An 18160-nucleotide genomic window follows, 5' to 3' on the forward strand; every position below is an offset into this window, starting at 1 on the left:
AATCATAATTCTTAATTCATAAATAAACAAGATGGATTATTCACAATTTCTAAATATGCGAGAAGAGCTGTCGCTCATAGCTGTCTTACTGCTGCTATTTCTAGCTGACCTCTTCATGAGTCCGGATGCACACAAAAATAGTGGGAAAGCACGCCTGAACACCATGTTGCCCGTTATTCTGATGGCTATCCATACGGCTATCAACCTGATTCCGGGAACTGCTGCCGATGCATTCGGTGGTATGTATCACTATGTACCGATGCACACAGTTGTTAAATCGATCCTGAATGTCGGTACACTGATTGTTTTCCTGATGGCGCACGAGTGGATGAAAAGAGAAGACACTTCATTCAAACAAGGAGAATTCTATGTGCTTACACTCTCTACCTTGTTTGGTATGTATCTCATGATTTCCGCCGGACATTTCCTGATGTTCTTCATCGGGCTCGAAACAGCTTCTATTCCGATGGCAGCATTGATTGCCTTCGATAAATACCGTCATAACTCTGCCGAAGCAGGTGCCAAATACATTCTGACAGCTCTTTTCTCCAGTGCATTGCTGTTGTTTGGTCTGTCCATGATCTATGGTTCTGCCGGGACTCTTTATTTCGATGACCTCCCTGCCCATATCGACGGAAATCCGTTACAGATCATGGCATTTATATTCTTCTTCACAGGAATGGCATTCAAGTTGTCACTGGTTCCGTTCCACTTATGGACAGCAGACGTTTACGAAGGCGCTCCGAGTACAGTTACCGCTTATTTGAGTGTTATATCAAAAGGATCGGCAGCATTTGTATTATTGGCCGTCCTTATCAAAGTATTCGCTCCAATGATTAATGACTGGCAGGAAGTACTTTATTGGGTAACCATCGCTTCTATCACTATTGCCAATATATTTGCTGTCCGTCAGCAAAACCTGAAACGTTTGATGGCGTTCTCCAGTATTTCGCAAGCGGGATATATTATGTTAGGCGTTATCGGAGGCACAGCACAAGGCATGACGGCATTGGTATATTATGTATTAGTGTACGCTGCCGCCAACCTCGGAGTATTTGCCGTTATCACTATCGTGGCATTACGCAGTCAGAAATTCACGCTCGAAGATTACGCAGGACTTTATAAAACGAATCCCAAAATCGCTCTCTTGATGACTCTGTCTCTGTTCTCATTGGCAGGTATCCCTCCGTTTGCCGGATTCTTCTCTAAGTTCTTTATCTTCATGGCTGCGTTCGATGCAGGTTTCCACTTGCTGGTATTCATCGCATTGGTAAATACAGTGATTTCATTATACTACTATCTATTGATTGTAAAAGCAATGTACATCACTCCTTCCGACAACCCGATTCCTACTTTCCGCAGCGACCGTTGCACAAAATGGGGACTAGCACTTTGCACATTGGGTATCATCGGACTGGGTATTGCAAGTATCGTATATCAATCCATCGATAAACTGTCGTTCGGAATTTAAACGGACTACACCTTTTCACCAAAGAAACGGTCTTGGTTTCATGTCAGTATCAATCGACATCAAAACCAAGACCGTTTCTTCTATATAAAAGCCGCTTTTACTCTACCGGGCACAGCCCACCTCTTCCGTCACGATCACTCCGGGAATAGTAAACCAAAACCTTGATCCTTTTCCTTTTTCAGAATCAACGCCAATCCGCCCACCTAATTGTTCAACGATGCTCTGACAGATAGAAAGTCCCAATCCTGTACCGTGTACAAAAGAATTAAGCTTCACAAAACGCTCAAAGATATGTGGCAATTGCTCTTTCTCAATACCGATGCCTGTATCTTCAACATAGAATTCCAATTCGCCATCTTTTAGTTTATATCCCACATGAATACTACCTTCAGAGGTAAACTTCATTGCATTGTTAACAAAGTTAGAGATCACCTGATGTATACGGTTACGGTCACTAATGACATGACAAACCGGAAGATGATCATCAAACACCAGTTCCACCTCTTCTTTCGCTTTCATCCCCATAGAGCGGACAATATCCTCACATAACAGATTTACATCTACATCTCCGTTAGTAAACTCAAATGTACCCGCTTCAATCTTTGACAAATCGAGTATATCTGAAATTAATTGCAACAAAAGTTCATTATTCTCACGTACAATCTTAATATACTCCTGACGTTCTGCCAGCTCTTCAGTTTCTACCAGCAAATCGGAGAAACCGACAATGGCATTCAGCGGCGTACGGATTTCATGACTCATATTGGCAAGGAAAGCACTTTTCAAACGATCCATCATCTCTGCTTTATCACGTGCCTGAATCAATTCGGCTTCAGTCTCCTTCAATTCTGTAATGTCATAATTGATACCGATGATTTCTATTTCATTTTCTTCCGGTTTATAATTGGTGACCATTACATTACTGCTGACCCAATTCCATTCGTTCTTCGTTCCGGGACGACGAATACGCATCTCCCCTTGGAAATGCCTCCTTTTTCCGTCTCTGACTCCATCATAAAAATCGAGGAAACGCTTGCGGTCTTCGGGATGCATTTGGCTATAAACTGCTACCACCTCACTCAAAGGAATATCTTCCTCCTCACCTAAATTCTTATACCACTGTTTTATAGCATAACCTTTGCGGTTCAAGAGATTCAATTTGGCATATCCTACTTTTGCATAATCGGATATCATCAAGAAGAAATTCTCAAAATCACGAATACGGTTCATTGCATCAATACGCTCCGTATTGTCAATGCTTATTAAAATATATCCGCTGAAGTTGCCCTCATTATCATATAGTTTACTAACCTTCGAATATAGTTCTATCACATTAGAACGGCTTGTCTCATAATATCCTCCTGCTTGCTCAAAAGAATAATTAAGTCTGAAATCCACCAGATCTTCATTCCGCACACGATCACGAATCCCCTGCGGCACATTCGGATTCTCAAAGAAATTAACCCCTATCACATCCGATTTATTCACTACACCGAATATTTCTAAATCCTTATTATTCAAATCTATCAAATAGCCGTCCTTATCGTAGATCTCTACTCCTGCCGGAATATTAGCAAAGATATTCTTAAAGAGTTTTTCACTACGATCCAATGCTCGGTTAGCTTGTACCGATCCCGTAGAATCGAGGAATAAACCGACTATTTCATCTTTTCCGGGAGAATAAATAACCCAATGCGTATACCGTTCCGTTCTTGGAAAATATTCATCTTTCTCCCTATAAGAATTACTATCCAGTATTTCTTCCAGAAAATTAAGTTTTTGGAGATAGTCAGGATGCTTTTCAGATGCCAAAGAACCAATATACGACTCCAAAGGAAGCCCGAAGAAGGTTGAACTGACCTCATTCGCATCCGTCACCCGATAATCGCAAGGTTTATTATTCTCGTCACGGATAATGGACATACGTATATATCCCATCGGCATAAAATGAAACAGATTATTTAGGAAAGTCTGTTCACGGATTACCTTGTCCTTAGTTTTACGCAACTCGATACAGATATTTATAATATTTCCCAATGAGGAGAACCATTGAAAATCTTCATTACTCCAGTCATGGTAAGTCTCAACCAAATCAATCCCCATATATCCCCAAACGCGGTCGCCTGTCATCAAAGGAGTCACCATTAACGATTTGATTCCCTGAACTACAAGAATCTGATATTCATCAGGAGCCTCTTCTAATAACTGCTCCAGTGTATTTAAAATAATCGGCTTGCCCGATAATATCTGTTCACTCCACCATTTTGACTCACTGGCAGGCATGTCCTGCAGATTGTCTATCTCTGCCGACACTCCTTCAGAAACAACTTCGTAGATACAACTATGATGGGCATAAATTTCGTCGTATTCAAAAATATAAACACGCCCTTTTCCATTATAAAGATTCAGAATATCTCTCAAAATATCTGCGATACAAGATTCTACTGCCTCATCACGTAGGAAACGAAGCAACGATTGCGAAACAAAATTCTGACGACAAAGCAAATCATTCACACGCCTTAATGCATCCCTTTGATCTTCTTCCTTGGGAGCCTCAACGCGCTGGATTATTCCGAAAGACTTATCACCTCCATCAACACCTGTACCCTTCTCACGAAAAGCCAGACGGGTATGCAACCAGATCTCACCATATTTTGAATGAATAGGGAAAGTTTGTTCATAAAAGTCCTTATGGATAGAAGAATTTGCCCGGAACTCCTGGGCAATCTGCTTGCGATAATCTTCACGTATCAGGTTCAGAAAATCCGAAGTAGAGATGGTGTCGCCGTCCAATCCCAAAAGATCAGAAAGATAATCGGAACATAAATAATATCCTGCCGTTAAATCTACTTCCCACCACCCGATTTGTGCAAGAGAAGCCATTTTTTTGTATCGCTCGTTGTCGGTTTGCATATTTTGTATCATTGTAAAACAATAGGTTGACAAATATACAAAAAAGGTAATCACTGATACCATAAAGGAGCAAATAAAAAAGCTAAAAGAAGATTACGAAAATAAATAAATAAAATATGGGAGAATCTGTTTGTTACAAATTCTCCCACACCTCCTATTGAAAAATATACACTTTGCTACTCTATATCCTATTTATAAGGAAGAGAAATTATATCCGCTCCAAGTGAACAGGGATGCATCTGCACCTGTATTCGTAGTCGGCTCGGTAAATGTGTTCAATGTACCGTTCAGCTTATTCTTAAAGTTCAATGTATGAGTGATGCTGATGCTGGAAGCTGCACTTCCTGCCCCTTTACTGTCATTCATATCAATCAAATCGATTGTACCGCCGGAACCTTTGACAAGAGCATTGGTGATCGTAGCTTTTGCTCCACGACGGATTTTAATCACGTCTTGCATACGGTCTACATTATCCATTGTATTGGCAGCATTATTTACGATTGTCATATTTTCAACCGTAAAATCCGACTGACGTAAATGATCCGAATAGTCACCATCCAAGTTACCATCTGCTTCAATGCCGCGCGGATCTGCTTCCGTACTGGTATAACCGCTTTCCCAAACACCATAGCAGTTTTTCAATTTACCGGAATATCCTTGAGTGAAGTCGAACATATCATCATCCGGGTTCACAGCCAACAGGTTGGTTACATTCACCGTACCGCCAAAGAATTCGATGGCATCATCCGCGCTCTCAAGAATGTAGATATTCTCGATCTTGGTACCGTTTCCAACACCGTTCAGTGTCAATCCGTTGTGCTCGATATCGGCAGTAGAGCGGGCACCGGCATAGCAGATTTTCACATAAGTCAGTGAACCGGAATTGTCATTATCGACATTACCACCGTATTTATAGTTGTTGTCGATTTCCGTCAGACCTGTATCACTCTTATTGGCGTTCGAACCGGAAATCGGAGCTTTACCATTGATAATGATTCCTCCCCAATAGCCGGATGTAGGGGTTGTTGAATTGGCAGTGAAAACAATCGGTTTATCAGCTGTACCGTCAGCATAAAGTTTACCGCCTTGTGCTACCAGCAGATAACTGCTGAAACCTTCGCGAGCCTTAATCGTTGTTCCGGCAGGGATATTCAGACGGCCTCCATTTTCAATAACTACCGTTCCGTTCAGAATATATTCCTTAGCTTCCAGTGTCTGTTCTCCGGTCAGCGTGCCGGACAGGATATTTTCGCCCACAACAATAGAGCTACCGGTCCCACCGTTGTTTCCACCATCTCCGTTACCATCACCGTCTCCGTCACTATCACTGCTACATGCAGTCAATGTAAGTGCTGTTGCCATAACGGCAAACGTCATAAAGTTCACAAACAATCTTTTCATTTTGCTTTCATTATTAGTTAATAATCTTATTTCATCACCCGGCTTAGAATGTACACGACACTCCCAGGCTTATATTTATTCCTTTCTTATAATCATTCAATATCACCTTTTCCCCGTTTTCGTTCGCTTTGCGGCTTAACTTATAAGAGGGATTCAGCAGGTTGCGGGCTTTCAGGTTAAGGGAAAGATGCTTGTTCAGTTTGGCTTGGGACACAAAATCCAGTGTCAGTACTCCCTGCTCCATCATATCCTGATACCCCTGCGTGCCAATGGTATATATCTTATCACTCACATAATTAAGTACCAATGTATTGACAAAACTGCGTTCTCCCTTCGTGAAGTTATGCGAGAGGTCGAAATTGACAATCCACGGTGCAGCTCCTTCCAGTTGCGAGCCGGTGGTAACCGTTGCCAAAGGCATTTTTGCATTCGTATAGATATAAGAGCCATTCAATCCCAAAGAGAGTTTATTCATTCCGTGCGCAGCATTACTCACCGGACGGACAAACAGATTCTTACGTATTTCTATCTCCACTCCCGCCACGGTTGCCTTATCCGCTATATTCTCATAAGAAAGATAACCTCCGGCGCTTGCCACTTCGATGCGGGATATCGGATTCTTAATCAATTTATAGAAAGCTGTGAGAGAAATCAACTCGGTCAGAGTGAGATTAAAGTCCCACTTCAGATCAAGGTTATAATTATCCGAAGGTTTCAGATTGGGATTACCCTGACTGTTGAAGTTCACGCCGACATAACGGTAAGGAGATATTTCCTTTGCCTGCGGAAGCGTATATGTTTTACTAGCTCCCAGACGAAGCGAGTTTTTCTCATTCAGATTGTATTTGAGATTCAAGCTGGGCAGGAAATAATCTTTTTGAATGGTATTGTTTCCTTTAGATCCTCCACGATTCACATTATAATCCACTTCAATATCTACCTTATCGTATTTCATTCCCAGATTCACAATCCAACGAGGAGTAAACTGGTAGGTAGCCTCGGCATAAGCAGAATGGATATTCTTTTTTACGGTATATTCATCTAAGTTCTTTTGTATCTTGAACCAGTCGGAAGCAAAGTTTTCCTGATTATAATAATCGTCAAGCGAGAAGTCATCCAAAGAAGGGATGGTAGCAACATGTCCTACGGTCAAGTTATACTCCGTAGCTTTGAAGTTATCATCTACGAATCGACCTGTATATCCGAAACGGACATTCGAAATCTCTTCTATATTATCTTTCAGACGATAGACCAAGCCTGCTTTTACATTCAAGTCGTCTTCATCTAAAGTTGAGAAGTAGCGCTGTTGTGAGTTGCCCCTTAGCAGCGTATAGCCGTCTTCCGCTTTAGTCAGGTTATTGATACGACGATCCGGTTCGTACCCTTTCACCATATTATAGGAAGCACCTGCATCGAGACTTAATGATTTGGTCAATCCCCAGTTAGTCATCAGTTGGTTAACGATCAGCATATTATCATTCGTTTGTTGGCGACGGGTGAATCCGAGGTTTTCATAGTCGTCACTAAAAATCGAGTTCTTACCGTTGTAATCGCCCACCGACTGGGTATTGGCATGAATCATCATCAAATTATAACTGATGTGATGACGGTTCTGCATATCGAAATCCACATTGGCAAGTGCCAGCTGACTGATATTCTCCGCATACTTCTTTCCATTCATATCTTTGTAGACCGTACCACCGGTAGTGGTATTACGTATGATTTCATCCGTATACTGATAGTCCGTCGTATGTCCGGCAGTCAGGAAGAAAGAAAGCGGATTTTTGTCTTTTCCGACATAGAATCGTTTACCTCCGGAAATACTGTAACTCCGGTTGATTTGCAAATGTTGAGCGGAAGGGTCTAACTTATTTCTGAAGTTCCATGAGTTTTCATCGGCAGGTTCGGTGCGATTGGCAAAGCCCATGAAGTTCACTCCATCCTGTTTCAGAAAATCGGCTGCTACCGTTTGTGTATTCAAGCCACCGGAAATGCCGAATCCCAGATGACCGCTACCAATTAGTTCTTTGGATACAATATCAATGGTTGCCCCTCCGACATCGCTGCTGCCTCCCGCGTTGAATGCTTTATTTACACCTACGGACTGAATAATGTCCGTACCGAAGAAATCAAGAGAGATATTCTTATATTCCGGGTCTTCGGAAGGAAGAGCAAATCCATTAAAAGTAGTTGCATTGTACCGGTCACCCAATCCACGGACAAAGACATTTTTCACTCCGTCTTGTTTAGACACTCCGGCAACTTTCGTCACAGCACCTTCTGCATCCGAAACACCCTTGCGGGAAAGCTCCCTGACACCAACAGATTGTACGGCAATGACTGCTTTTTGCTGTTCGAGCAACAGCATATTCTCATTTTCCCTATTCTTCTTAGCTACAACCACCACATCGGCAAGTTCCTGTGCATCGGTTTCCAACTCCAGATTCAGTATCACCAGTTTTCCATTCTCCACACGCACTTTACGGCGTACTTCCGTTTTGTAACCTACATATTTAATCTCAATATCATACATACCCTCCAACACGCCCATGCTGTTCAATTCGAAATTACCCTCCATATCGGTCACTGCTCCGGCTTGAGTTCCGAGCAAACGTATCGTAGCTCCTATCAAAGGCTCTTTGGATAGTTTGTCTTTCACAGCTCCTTTAATCTTGATATTGGCAGCCAATGCAGGAAGTACACACAACAGGCAAAAGAAGGCCGCCACTGAAAATCGGATAAGAAATAGTTTTTTCATCTAACTTTGCTCTACGTTTTAATTACGCCGGCAAAGATAGAGGGTGAGCATTACAACTATAAGACGAAATAAATACAATCTCTTGAAAGAGACGTTGCAAGATGATGACAAGATGTTACAAACGTATTATCAATCAGTTACGCTATTAGTTTAACTTGTTTATAAGCAAATTTAAGACCGGAACTTCACTCTTTTATCTCTCATTATGCATGAAATTAATCGTCTGACAGTTGTGAGAAGGTGAAAATTTTGGCTGATAGTGTATTTCCACCCGCTTGTCGTCAAAGATATGTTTCATCGCTTTTCAATGCATTACGCAAAGAAACACCGATAGCTCCTTTCCCACTAAGTATATATCCAACGTTGGACTTTCTTAAAAAAAGAACAGGCATAATTGACTTGAAACTAAATATCATTATCTTTGTGTATGTTTCACGCTAAAAACAAATATGCGTCATGGAAGAGAATTTCAGAAGATATCCGATAGGAATACAGAACTTTGAAGATTTACGCAATAATGATTGTGTCTATGTTGATAAAACGGAATTGATTTATCGTTTGACTCATACAAATAAAGTCTATTTTCTAAGTCGTCCCCGACGCTTTGGGAAAAGTTTGCTGGTTTCTACACTAGAGGCTTATTTCCTGGGAAAAAAAGAACTGTTTCAGGGCTTGGCTATGGAGACTCTGGAAAAGGATTGGACGGTTTATCCGGTATTACACTTTGATTTTAGTGTGAGTAAATATATAACCGCTGATATGCTGTCAGCCGTTATTAACCGCCAATTGCTTTTATGGGAGAAAATTTATCAACGGGAAGAAGGAGAAACGACTTTCAGTTTACGTTTTGAAGGAATTATTCGTCGTGCTTACAAACAGACGGGTAAACAGGTGGTGGTATTAATAGATGAGTATGACTCACCAATGCTGGACAGCAATCATAATGATGAAGTTCAAAAGGAAATACGTAATATCATGCGGGATTTCTTTAGTCCACTGAAAGCCCAGGGACAGTATCTTCGCTTCTTATTATTGACAGGTATCAGCAAATTCAGCCAAATGAGTATCTTCAGTGAATTGAACAACTTGCAGAATATCAGCATGAGGGATGATTACAGTGCTATCTGTGGCATCACCGAACAAGAACTGCGCACGCAATTGCAAATTGATATTGAACAAATGGCCCAAGCCAACAAGGAAACATACGAGGAAGCCTGTGTACATTTGAAACAACAATATGACGGCTATCATTTCAGTGAGAACAGTGAAGATATTTATAATCCATTCAGTTTGTTCAATGCATTCGCACAGAAGAAGTATGCCAATTTTTGGTTTTCGACCGGTACTCCCACTTTCCTGATAGATATTCTGCAAGAAAGCGATTTTGATATCCGGGAACTGGATAACACGACCGCCACCGCCGAACAGTTTGATGCGCCCAGCAATAGAATCACCGATCCTCTTCCGGTGCTCTACCAAAGCGGTTATCTCACAATTAAGGGATATGATCCGGATTTCCAACTGTATACACTGGCTTATCCCAACAAGGAAGTAAGAAAAGGATTTATCGAATCGCTGATGCCCGCTTATGTGCATCTGCCTGCACGAGAGAATACATTTTATGTAGTGTCCTTTATTAAAGACTTGCGTATCGGTCATTTAGAGGAGTGTCTGGAAAGACTGAAATCTTTCTTTGTGTCTATCCCGAATAAACTGAACAACAAGGAGGAGAAACATTATCAAACTATCTTTTATCTGTTTTTCCGGCTGATGGGACAGTATATAGATGTGGAAGTGGATACAGCCATTGGAAGAGCAGATGCGGTTGTGAAACTTCAAGATACCATCTATGTTTTTGAATTTAAAGTAGATGGTACACCTGAAGAAGCATTAACGCAGATTAACAGCAAAAAGTATGCTATTCCGTATCAGGCGGATCACAGGAAAATAGTTAAAGTAGGTGTAAACTTTGACAGTGCCACACGAACGATTGGTGAATGGAAGATAGAACTCGGGAGTTAATCACCGAGTTCATAAAAGAGAATGCGCTAAATCAATTTCTTTTTCTTCCGGTAGTTCTCACGAAACTCTTTAGGCGAACAACTCTTTTTCTTCTTGAAGATCCGGTTGAAATTGGAAAGGTTATTAAAACCGCACTCATAACAAATCTCAGCGATAGACATCGTAGAATCTACCAGCAACCGGGAAGCAAAGCCCAGCCGAATATCAATGATATAATCGGAAAGATTCTTGCCTGTACGCAGTTTGAAGAAGCGGCTGAATGACACATCCGTCATCCCCACCATATCGGCCAACTGCCCCAGACGTATTTCTTCCTGATAATGTGTATTGATGTACTCCTGCACTTTCTGCACACGCCGGCTGTCCGAATGAATATCTATCTTGGCAAAAGACGAACTGGACAAGGTACGCGCTTCTTCTTCAAAGAGAGAAAGTTCATACAGGATTGTCATAAACTTAATGACCGCATAAAATCCTTGCTTCTCGGAAGCAAGCGTATCCAGCAACGGATATATTTTGAGTATGGCAGACATCGGGAAACAAAGCCCTTTTTGTGCTTTATCCAGCATCCGGCGGATAGAGTCGAACTGATTCTTATTGATAAAGCTCTTGAAGAAAAGATCGGAAGAAAACTGAATCGTAATCTCCCGTATCTCTTTCGAATGGCAGTCGTTCTGTTCCCAGACGTGTTCCAAATCTTTTCCTGTTATCAATACCAAATCATAATCACCTATCACTTCGGAAGAGTCTCCTACAATCCGCCTTACTCCGGCTGCCTTTTCGGTGAAGTTCAATTCAAACTCGGAGTGGTTGTGTATAGGATAAGTGAATTCCGTTTTATAACGTTCCGCAATGTAAAAGCAATCCTTATCTGACAAAGGAGTGATTTCACGGATAATCTGGTTGGATAACGGTGTAGTCATAGTAATTACAATTTATAAGCGTTTTATCGTTTGATTAGTTTTCTATCTTTACCCCTATCTGATGCAGGTCTGCCCCCGACGGGTTTTGGAAGACACGCAAGTCGAATTCGGGAATAATGGCAAGCACATGATCGAAAACATCTGCCTGTATGCCTTCGTAGGCAACCCATACTTTATTGGCAGAAAAGAAATAAAGTTCCAACGGGATACCGGTTTCGGTAGGCTGAAGCTGACGTACCATGCAGGTCAGGTCTTGGTTGACAGTAGGCAGATTCTTCAGATAGTTAGTCAGATAGGCACGGAAAACTCCCAGGTTTGTTTGCCGGCGTCCATTCACTAACACAGAGTTGTCGATATGATGTTCCTTATTATATTCTTCCACTACCTTTTCCGTTTCATCCACATAGTCTTTCAACAGTTGTATCTTCCGGTATTTTGCCAACATCTCCGGTGTACAGAAATGCACACTGGTCATGTCTATATTGATGGAACGTTTCACACGACGTCCGCCGGATTCCTGCATTCCCTGCCAGTTTTGGAAAGAATCACTAATCAATAGATAAGGAGGAATGGTGGTGATGGTATTATCGAAGTTACGTATTTTTACGGTATTCAATGTTACTTCTATCACCGTACCGTCCGCACCGTATTTCGGCATCGTGATCCAATCGCCCACCTTCAGCATATTATTGGCGGAAAGCTGGATGCCGGAGACAAATCCCATGATACTGTCCTTGAAAACCAACATCAGAACCGCAGCGGAAGCTCCCAATCCGGTCAGCAACACCACCGGACTTTGCTTTATCAAAATACTGATAATGATGATAGCTCCTATAAAGAAGAGAATGACTTGCGCTGTCTGCAAAAGCCCCTTCAAAGGTTTGTCTTTATATTGTTCACGCGCGCTATATACCAGATACACAGCCGTAAACAAAGCACTGACGAAGCGAAGAAAGACTGCAAGGATATAAATCATGCAAAGTCTTCGAAGAAAATCAAGCAAAGCAGAGTCTGCATGTTCGGGGAAGGCAATAGGAATAGATATATAAATCAATATAGGCGCCACCATCCTGCTGATGTTCACCATTACTTTATCATTAAATACAATATCATCCCAAGTAGCTTTTGTCTGTCTCACCAATTTAGCCACGGTACGCAGAATAATCTTGCGGCAAATCAGATTAGCCAATAATGCTATTCCAATAATAAACAATAAAATGATAAAGTTATCAATCTTATCAGCCATAGCTTCATCCACTCCCATCGAGAGCAAAGCATGATTCACCTCTTGCATCACTACATTACCTGCTTCTTCCGGTTGCCCGTTTGCTAATGCCACACTCACTGTATCAACCACTTCTTTTACTTCTTTCATAAGCAATCGTCTCTCTCTTTTTTAGTTTTTCTTTTATTTATGATCTCTGTTTCTTTTCTTCTTTATTCTTTCCTTCTTCCAAATATTCACTGATATCCTGCCGTAGCCAATCATAATGGAAGAGTCTTTTGTAGGCTACATTCTTCTTGAGCATGATTTCTACGTTCACCTGGCTGTTCTGATAACAAGTCAGTTCGTTTCTGAACTGTTCATTGTGTTCGGCCAGTCGCTTGATTTCCTGCTCCCGTTCACGACGCAATACGGTGCAGACCGGAATCAGTAGTTTCATTACCACATTATCCATCACATGGTGTCCCTGCATATACAAGTAAGTAGTTTCCGGCACCAAGCCCAGCTCTTTAAATTCAGTCCGCAATCCATTCACCTGATTAATGTTATGGGGGAATTTCTTTTTCAACTCTGCCAACTTCTGACTAACCCGTTGTTGAAGGGATTCCAAGCTCTTTTCCGGATGCCGGAGATTAATCTCGCGCAAAGAAGTATAAGTATGGAAATCGTACATGGGGAAGGTGTAAGTATCCCGTTGGCGGTAGAACCATACGTTCCAGAGGAAAAGCGGATATACTATTTCAGAGTACTTCTTCAGGTAGAAGTTGAAATCTAAAATGGAACGGTCATTCAACGTAGCCTGCACACATACTTCGTGAAGGCTTTCGGCAAAACAATGATAGTTTTCAATAGCATAGGTATAAGTCTGAAAAATATACCTGTTCCGGTTGATTTTACGGGAAGTATTGGTAGCTCCCTGCAACAGGAAATCATAGTCACTGTCCACACAGGCAATCAGACTTCTCCCCAACTCGGCTGTATTCAGTGTGTTCATGAGTACCATCTTTTTTCCTTTTGCCAGGGAAGTGGCCGAAGGAAGCATCACTTGGAAATAGTGTTCGTCGTCTTCAAACTCTTCAAGCAATGTGCGCCAGAAAGCGATGTCGTCATAGCTTTCTACGTAAGCGATGATACGTCGGCGGGCTTTCTTCGGATAAAGCTTATGGGCGGCATTGAAATAAGAAGAAGTCAGATTATCTCGTAGTGAAGTTGCCATTTGTTCTATTACAGGTTACGAATTACAAATTACAGTTGGGAGAATCCTTGTCGAGCTTGTGCCCTACGGTGGTAGATATATCACTTACTTCTGTCACGGCATCCAGCCAGCCTTCCATAATGACGGCAGGCGAATGGGTAGTCAGGATAATCTGCACATTCGGATTCAGTTCACGTATCATAGCAATCAGTTTCTGCTGCCATTCTATATGAAGGGAGGCTTCCGGCTCATCCATAAACAATACACAATGGCTGTTGTCCTGCACGAGTACGGTCAGCAGGATAACCAGCATTTGCTTTTCACCGGACGACAGTTTATAAGGGAATAATAGTTCGCCATCCTGATAGAAAGCGATATCGTTCCGTTTCCGGTCTATCTTTTTGCGTGTATAGCTGAACAGTTCGTCAATCATATCCTGAAAACGACGTTTGGCTACAGATAATGTAGCTGCTTTACGACGCTCTTCTTCATCAATGCTGGAAAGCATTTCAATCATCTTATTACCAATGTTGACCTGATAATCGAGGTAACGGCGTTGCAAAAGATAGAGTTGCCAGTCCAGTTCAGACTTTACATTCTTGTCGGCCATGCGGGCTGTGAAGTCACCCATAATCAGGGGACGGTCGTAGCTCCGGATGACGTCATAAGGAATATAGGTTGCCTGGGGATTGTCGAAAAAGAGACGCACACCGTTCTTCTCGTCACTTTTCATTTCACCGGAAAGTTCTTCGAGGTATCCCACCGAACGGTTCAGAATGGTAGTCTTCCCCACTCCGTTGATGCCGGAGAGGATGTTCACATCGGGACGCAAATCCCATCCTATATTAAAGCGTTCCCATAGTCCGTGTATCTCGATACGACGGATATAATTGGCTTGTTGTTCCATAATATTCAAGTTTAATCAAGGCAAATATAAACAAATCATACGATAAAAGACTACCTTTGCAACCGTTTTCTCTATTTGATTGTTAATGATATCAGAGATATGGTAAAATAAATAGTATCAACATGGACAAAAGTAAGAACCTGTATGGTCATTTGTTTGCGCTTACAGCAAACGTTATGTGGGGATTAATGTCTCCCATCGGTAAGTCGGCTCTTCAAGAGTTTTCCCCGATTTCTGTTACTACATTCCGCATGGTGGGGGCAGCAGCCGCTTTCTGGATCCTTTCCATGTTTTGCAAACAGGAACATGTGAATCATCAAGATATGCTGAAAATCTTCTTTGCTTCACTGTTTGCGCTAGTATTCAATCAAGGAGTGTTCATCTTCGGGCTTTCTATGACTTCTCCTATTGACGCTTCTATCGTAACTACCACTCTACCGATTGTAACAATGGTTGTAGCGGCCATTTACTTAAAAGAACCTATTACCAATAAGAAAGTACTGGGGATTTTTATAGGTGCGATGGGAGCGCTCATTCTCATTATGAGTAGCCAGGCAGGAAGCAACGGAAATGGAAGCCTGATTGGTGACTTGCTTTGTCTCGTTGCACAAATCAGTTTCTCCATATACCTGACTGTATTCAAAGGATTGTCTCAACGATATTCGGCAGTAACGATTAATAAATGGATGTTCATATATGCTTCAATGTGTTACATTCCGTTCTCCTATTATGATATTTCTACGATTCAATGGACTTCTGTTTCCACTGTCGCCATTCTACAGGTACTTTATGTCGTATTAGGAGGTAGTTTCCTCGCGTATCTCTGCATTATGACTGCCCAGAGGCTGCTCCGTCCTACGGTAGTCAGTATGTACAATTATATGCAACCGATCGTGGCTACGATTGCAGCAATCGCGATGGGTATCGGAAGTTTCGGCTGGGAGAAAGGGATCGCTATCGCACTTGTATTCCTGGGAGTATATATTGTGACTCAAAGTAAATCGAGAGCTGATCTTGAAAAAGCAGAAAAGCCTCATTTCAAATCCTCAAAATAAGTATCGAGCAGACTTCTTGCAGCTATAAACGAAGTCAGGTTGCCTTTCAATACCTGCTGTTCTTTTTCTAAGAGCATCGCTTCAATCTTCGGATTATGATAAAAGCTGTCACGAAGTTGTTCATTGATGCTTTCATACATCCAGTATTTACTTTGTTCGTTGCGGCGATATTCAAAATAGCCGTTTTCTTTCACGAAGTCAATGTATTCGTAAATCATATCCCAGACCTCCTTCACTCCCAGGTTATAAAAACCGGAGTAAGTCAATACTTTGGGAATCCATCCGGATTCAGGCGCAGGAAACAGATGTAATGCATTACGGAATTGAGTGGCAGCCAACTTGGCACGTTCCAGATTATCTCCATCGGCCTTATTGATAACGATACCATCCGCCATCTCCATAATACCACGCTTAATCCCTTGCAGTTCATCGCCCGTACCGGACAACTGAATCAACAGGAAGAAATCAACCATCGAGTGAACAGCCGTTTCGCTCTGTCCCACTCCTACGGTCTCCACAAAAATCTTATCGAATCCGGCAGCTTCACAAAGAATAATCGTCTCACGTGTTTTGCGTGCCACTCCTCCCAAAGAACCGGCTGACGGGCTAGGGCGGATGAACGATTTAGGATGTACGGAAAGCTGCTCCATACGGGTTTTATCTCCCAAGATACTGCCTTTACTACGCTCACTGCTAGGGTCGATGGCCAATACCGCCAGTTTACCCCCCTTTTCGAGCACGTGCAGACCGAATACATCTATGGATGTACTCTTTCCCGCACCGGGAACGCCGCTGATACCAATCCGTATCGAATTACCGGAAAATGGCAGACACTTCTCAATGATTTCCTGTGAGACAGCCTGATGTTCAGGCTTTACGCTTTCCACCAATGTCACAGCCTGACTCAATATGGTGACATCACCTTTTACAATACCTTCTACAAACTCTGCTACTGAAAGTTGGCGTTTCTTAGGTTTCCGCTTTAAGTAGGGATTCACAGATGAGGGTTGCTCAATGCCTTTATTGACAACAAGCCCCTTATATTCTTCACTATTTTCAGGATGTTCCATAATCATAGGATTTAGCGTTTGATATTGATTTCGACTTTCGGGCGTAACGGATCATTTGTTATCATCAGGATACGTAAATGATGCTTCTTATTACCTACGTCACGCTTACGAATAGTTACTTTGAGCTTCGTCATTCCATCCGGAGGAAGGACTGTCTTTTTCAGGCTCACTCCTACCGACGAATTGAATACCTGCAACTTACTGATGACTAACGGAGTCTTTCCGGAATTGGCTATCAATATATCATGGCTTACCTTATTCTTCTTTATCAACGGGATACTAAGATCAATATCCGTTTCCGAAATGTGCATGGCAGGAGCGTTCAAAGAATCTTTTTCCGTCATACGAGAGAAGTCGGGAAGAAGAATGGCCGAAACCGGTATTTCATTATCTTCGCTCACCTTATCACCGGAGAAACGGGAAAGGTAGACAGAAGTCTGTGTCAATCCGTAATCTTTTAGCTGGCTCGCATCCAGCGTCAGTTTGATAGTTCCCTTCTTGCCTTTCAACAAGACTTTGGGTTCCGCTTCCATTTTCAGATAAGGAGGCAGATGCATCAATACCGGTTCGTAAGGACGATCAGAAAGATTGGCGATATCAAAGGTCAATGAAGGCTGCTGTCCGCGATAGACATCGGGGAAAGCAAACTCATCACGATCTAAACGAATATTTCCAATTGTATAAGGAAGTAGCTTTGTATAATCTTTTATTTCCTGCACTACTTCACCGGTAAACTTCAGATAGACCAAGCTCGGACTGGCATTACTATATATTCCTATCGACTTCTCAAAATGTCCTAACGCTTTTGCGTCAAAAGAAGCTTTTACTACTCCTTTTCCTCCCGGGGCAATCGGTTCTTTGGTCCAGTCGGCCACGGCACAGGCACAAGAGGTTGTGACGTTGGTCAGTACCAATGGCTGGTTTCCCGTGTTAGTGATGGTATATTCCACTGTCACCGGACGTTTCCACTCAATTTGTCCGAAGTTATGTGTCTCTTTATTTGAAGAGATACGAGGTTGGGCAACGGCTGCCAAAGCGACAGTAAGTAAAGATAATATAGATAGTAAACTACGTTTCATGCGATATTTTTTATTTTGGTGCACAAATGTAGGGGTTTTAGATGAGTTTTTCACCACAGATTACACAGATTAACACAGATTGACGAAAGAGGATAATTCTCTCCATCAAGAGGTATCAAATAGATTCAGGCACGGATTACG

The 18160-nt window shown here is 42.1% G+C and carries 12 protein-coding genes; 3 read left to right on the forward strand and 9 right to left on the reverse strand.

The window, feature by feature from the left end; genetic code table 11:
- Positions 1–31: 31 nt before the first annotated feature.
- Complete coding sequence (locus DW173_RS11050; RefSeq protein WP_008020687.1) at positions 32–1471, forward strand: NADH-quinone oxidoreductase subunit N; 1440 nt, start codon at positions 32–34, stop codon at positions 1469–1471.
- A gap of 102 nt (positions 1472–1573) precedes the next feature.
- Here the strand turns inward: DW173_RS11050 and DW173_RS11055 are convergent, their stop codons facing one another.
- From DW173_RS11055 to DW173_RS11065, 3 genes are all read right to left on the reverse strand, one after another.
- Complete coding sequence (locus tag DW173_RS11055; protein ID WP_120144450.1) at positions 1574–4384, reverse strand: ATP-binding protein; 2811 nt, start codon at positions 4382–4384, stop codon at positions 1574–1576.
- A gap of 192 nt (positions 4385–4576) precedes the next feature.
- A complete protein-coding gene (locus DW173_RS11060; protein ID WP_120144451.1) occupies positions 4577–5785 on the reverse strand; it encodes a hypothetical protein in 1209 nt (402 codons plus the stop codon).
- A gap of 43 nt (positions 5786–5828) precedes the next feature.
- Positions 5829–8543 carry a TonB-dependent receptor gene (locus DW173_RS11065; RefSeq protein ID WP_087321447.1) on the reverse strand — a complete coding sequence of 905 codons (2715 nt, stop codon included), beginning with the start codon at positions 8541–8543 and terminating at the stop codon, positions 5829–5831.
- Positions 8544–8999: 456 nt separating this feature from the next.
- Here DW173_RS11065 and DW173_RS11070 point away from each other — a divergent pair, with 456 nt between their 5' ends.
- Entirely contained in the window at positions 9000–10565 is a 1566-nt protein-coding gene (locus DW173_RS11070; RefSeq protein ID WP_120144452.1) for an ATP-binding protein, read from the forward strand.
- Positions 10566–10591: 26 nt separating this feature from the next.
- On the opposite strand, the gene DW173_RS11075 is transcribed toward DW173_RS11070, so the two are convergent.
- The 4 genes from DW173_RS11075 to DW173_RS11090 are packed head-to-tail and all read right to left on the reverse strand — an operon-like array spanning position 10592 to position 14815.
- Positions 10592–11488, reverse strand: a complete 897-nt coding sequence (locus tag DW173_RS11075; RefSeq protein ID WP_004315639.1) for an AraC family transcriptional regulator — start codon at positions 11486–11488, stop codon at positions 10592–10594.
- Positions 11489–11522: 34 nt separating this feature from the next.
- Positions 11523–12863: a mechanosensitive ion channel family protein gene (locus DW173_RS11080; RefSeq protein WP_004315638.1), complete on the reverse strand. Its 1341-nt coding sequence runs from the start codon at positions 12861–12863 to the stop codon at positions 11523–11525.
- Positions 12864–12900: 37 nt separating this feature from the next.
- Positions 12901–13929, reverse strand: coding sequence for a DUF4435 domain-containing protein (locus tag DW173_RS11085; RefSeq protein WP_120144453.1), 1029 nt, complete (start codon positions 13927–13929; stop codon positions 12901–12903).
- Positions 13930–13951: 22 nt separating this feature from the next.
- Complete coding sequence (locus tag DW173_RS11090; protein WP_004312099.1) at positions 13952–14815, reverse strand: AAA family ATPase; 864 nt, start codon at positions 14813–14815, stop codon at positions 13952–13954.
- Between the two features lie 122 nt (positions 14816–14937).
- On the opposite strand from DW173_RS11090, the gene DW173_RS11095 reads away from it, so the two are divergent.
- The gene (locus DW173_RS11095; RefSeq protein WP_120144454.1) at positions 14938–15870 is read left to right on the forward strand and encodes a DMT family transporter; all 933 of its coding nucleotides are present in this window, start codon (positions 14938–14940) and stop codon (positions 15868–15870) included.
- On the opposite strand, the gene meaB is transcribed toward DW173_RS11095, so the two are convergent.
- Both meaB and DW173_RS11105 read right to left on the reverse strand, forming a co-directional pair.
- On the reverse strand, positions 15849–16940 hold the full coding sequence (gene meaB / locus DW173_RS11100; RefSeq protein ID WP_004320987.1) for a methylmalonyl Co-A mutase-associated GTPase MeaB: 1092 nt from the start codon (positions 16938–16940) through the stop codon (positions 15849–15851). The two genes, DW173_RS11095 and meaB, sit on opposite strands and share 22 nt — an antisense overlap.
- Positions 16941–16951: 11 nt before the next feature.
- Positions 16952–18019, reverse strand: coding sequence for a DUF1573 domain-containing protein (locus DW173_RS11105; protein ID WP_004301426.1), 1068 nt, complete (start codon positions 18017–18019; stop codon positions 16952–16954).
- Between the last annotated feature and the right edge of the window lie 141 nt (positions 18020–18160).

The sequence above is a fragment of the Bacteroides sp. AM16-13 genome, from assembly GCF_003602705.1.
GTDB classification, from domain to species: Bacteria; Bacteroidota; Bacteroidia; order Bacteroidales; family Bacteroidaceae; genus Bacteroides; species Bacteroides xylanisolvens.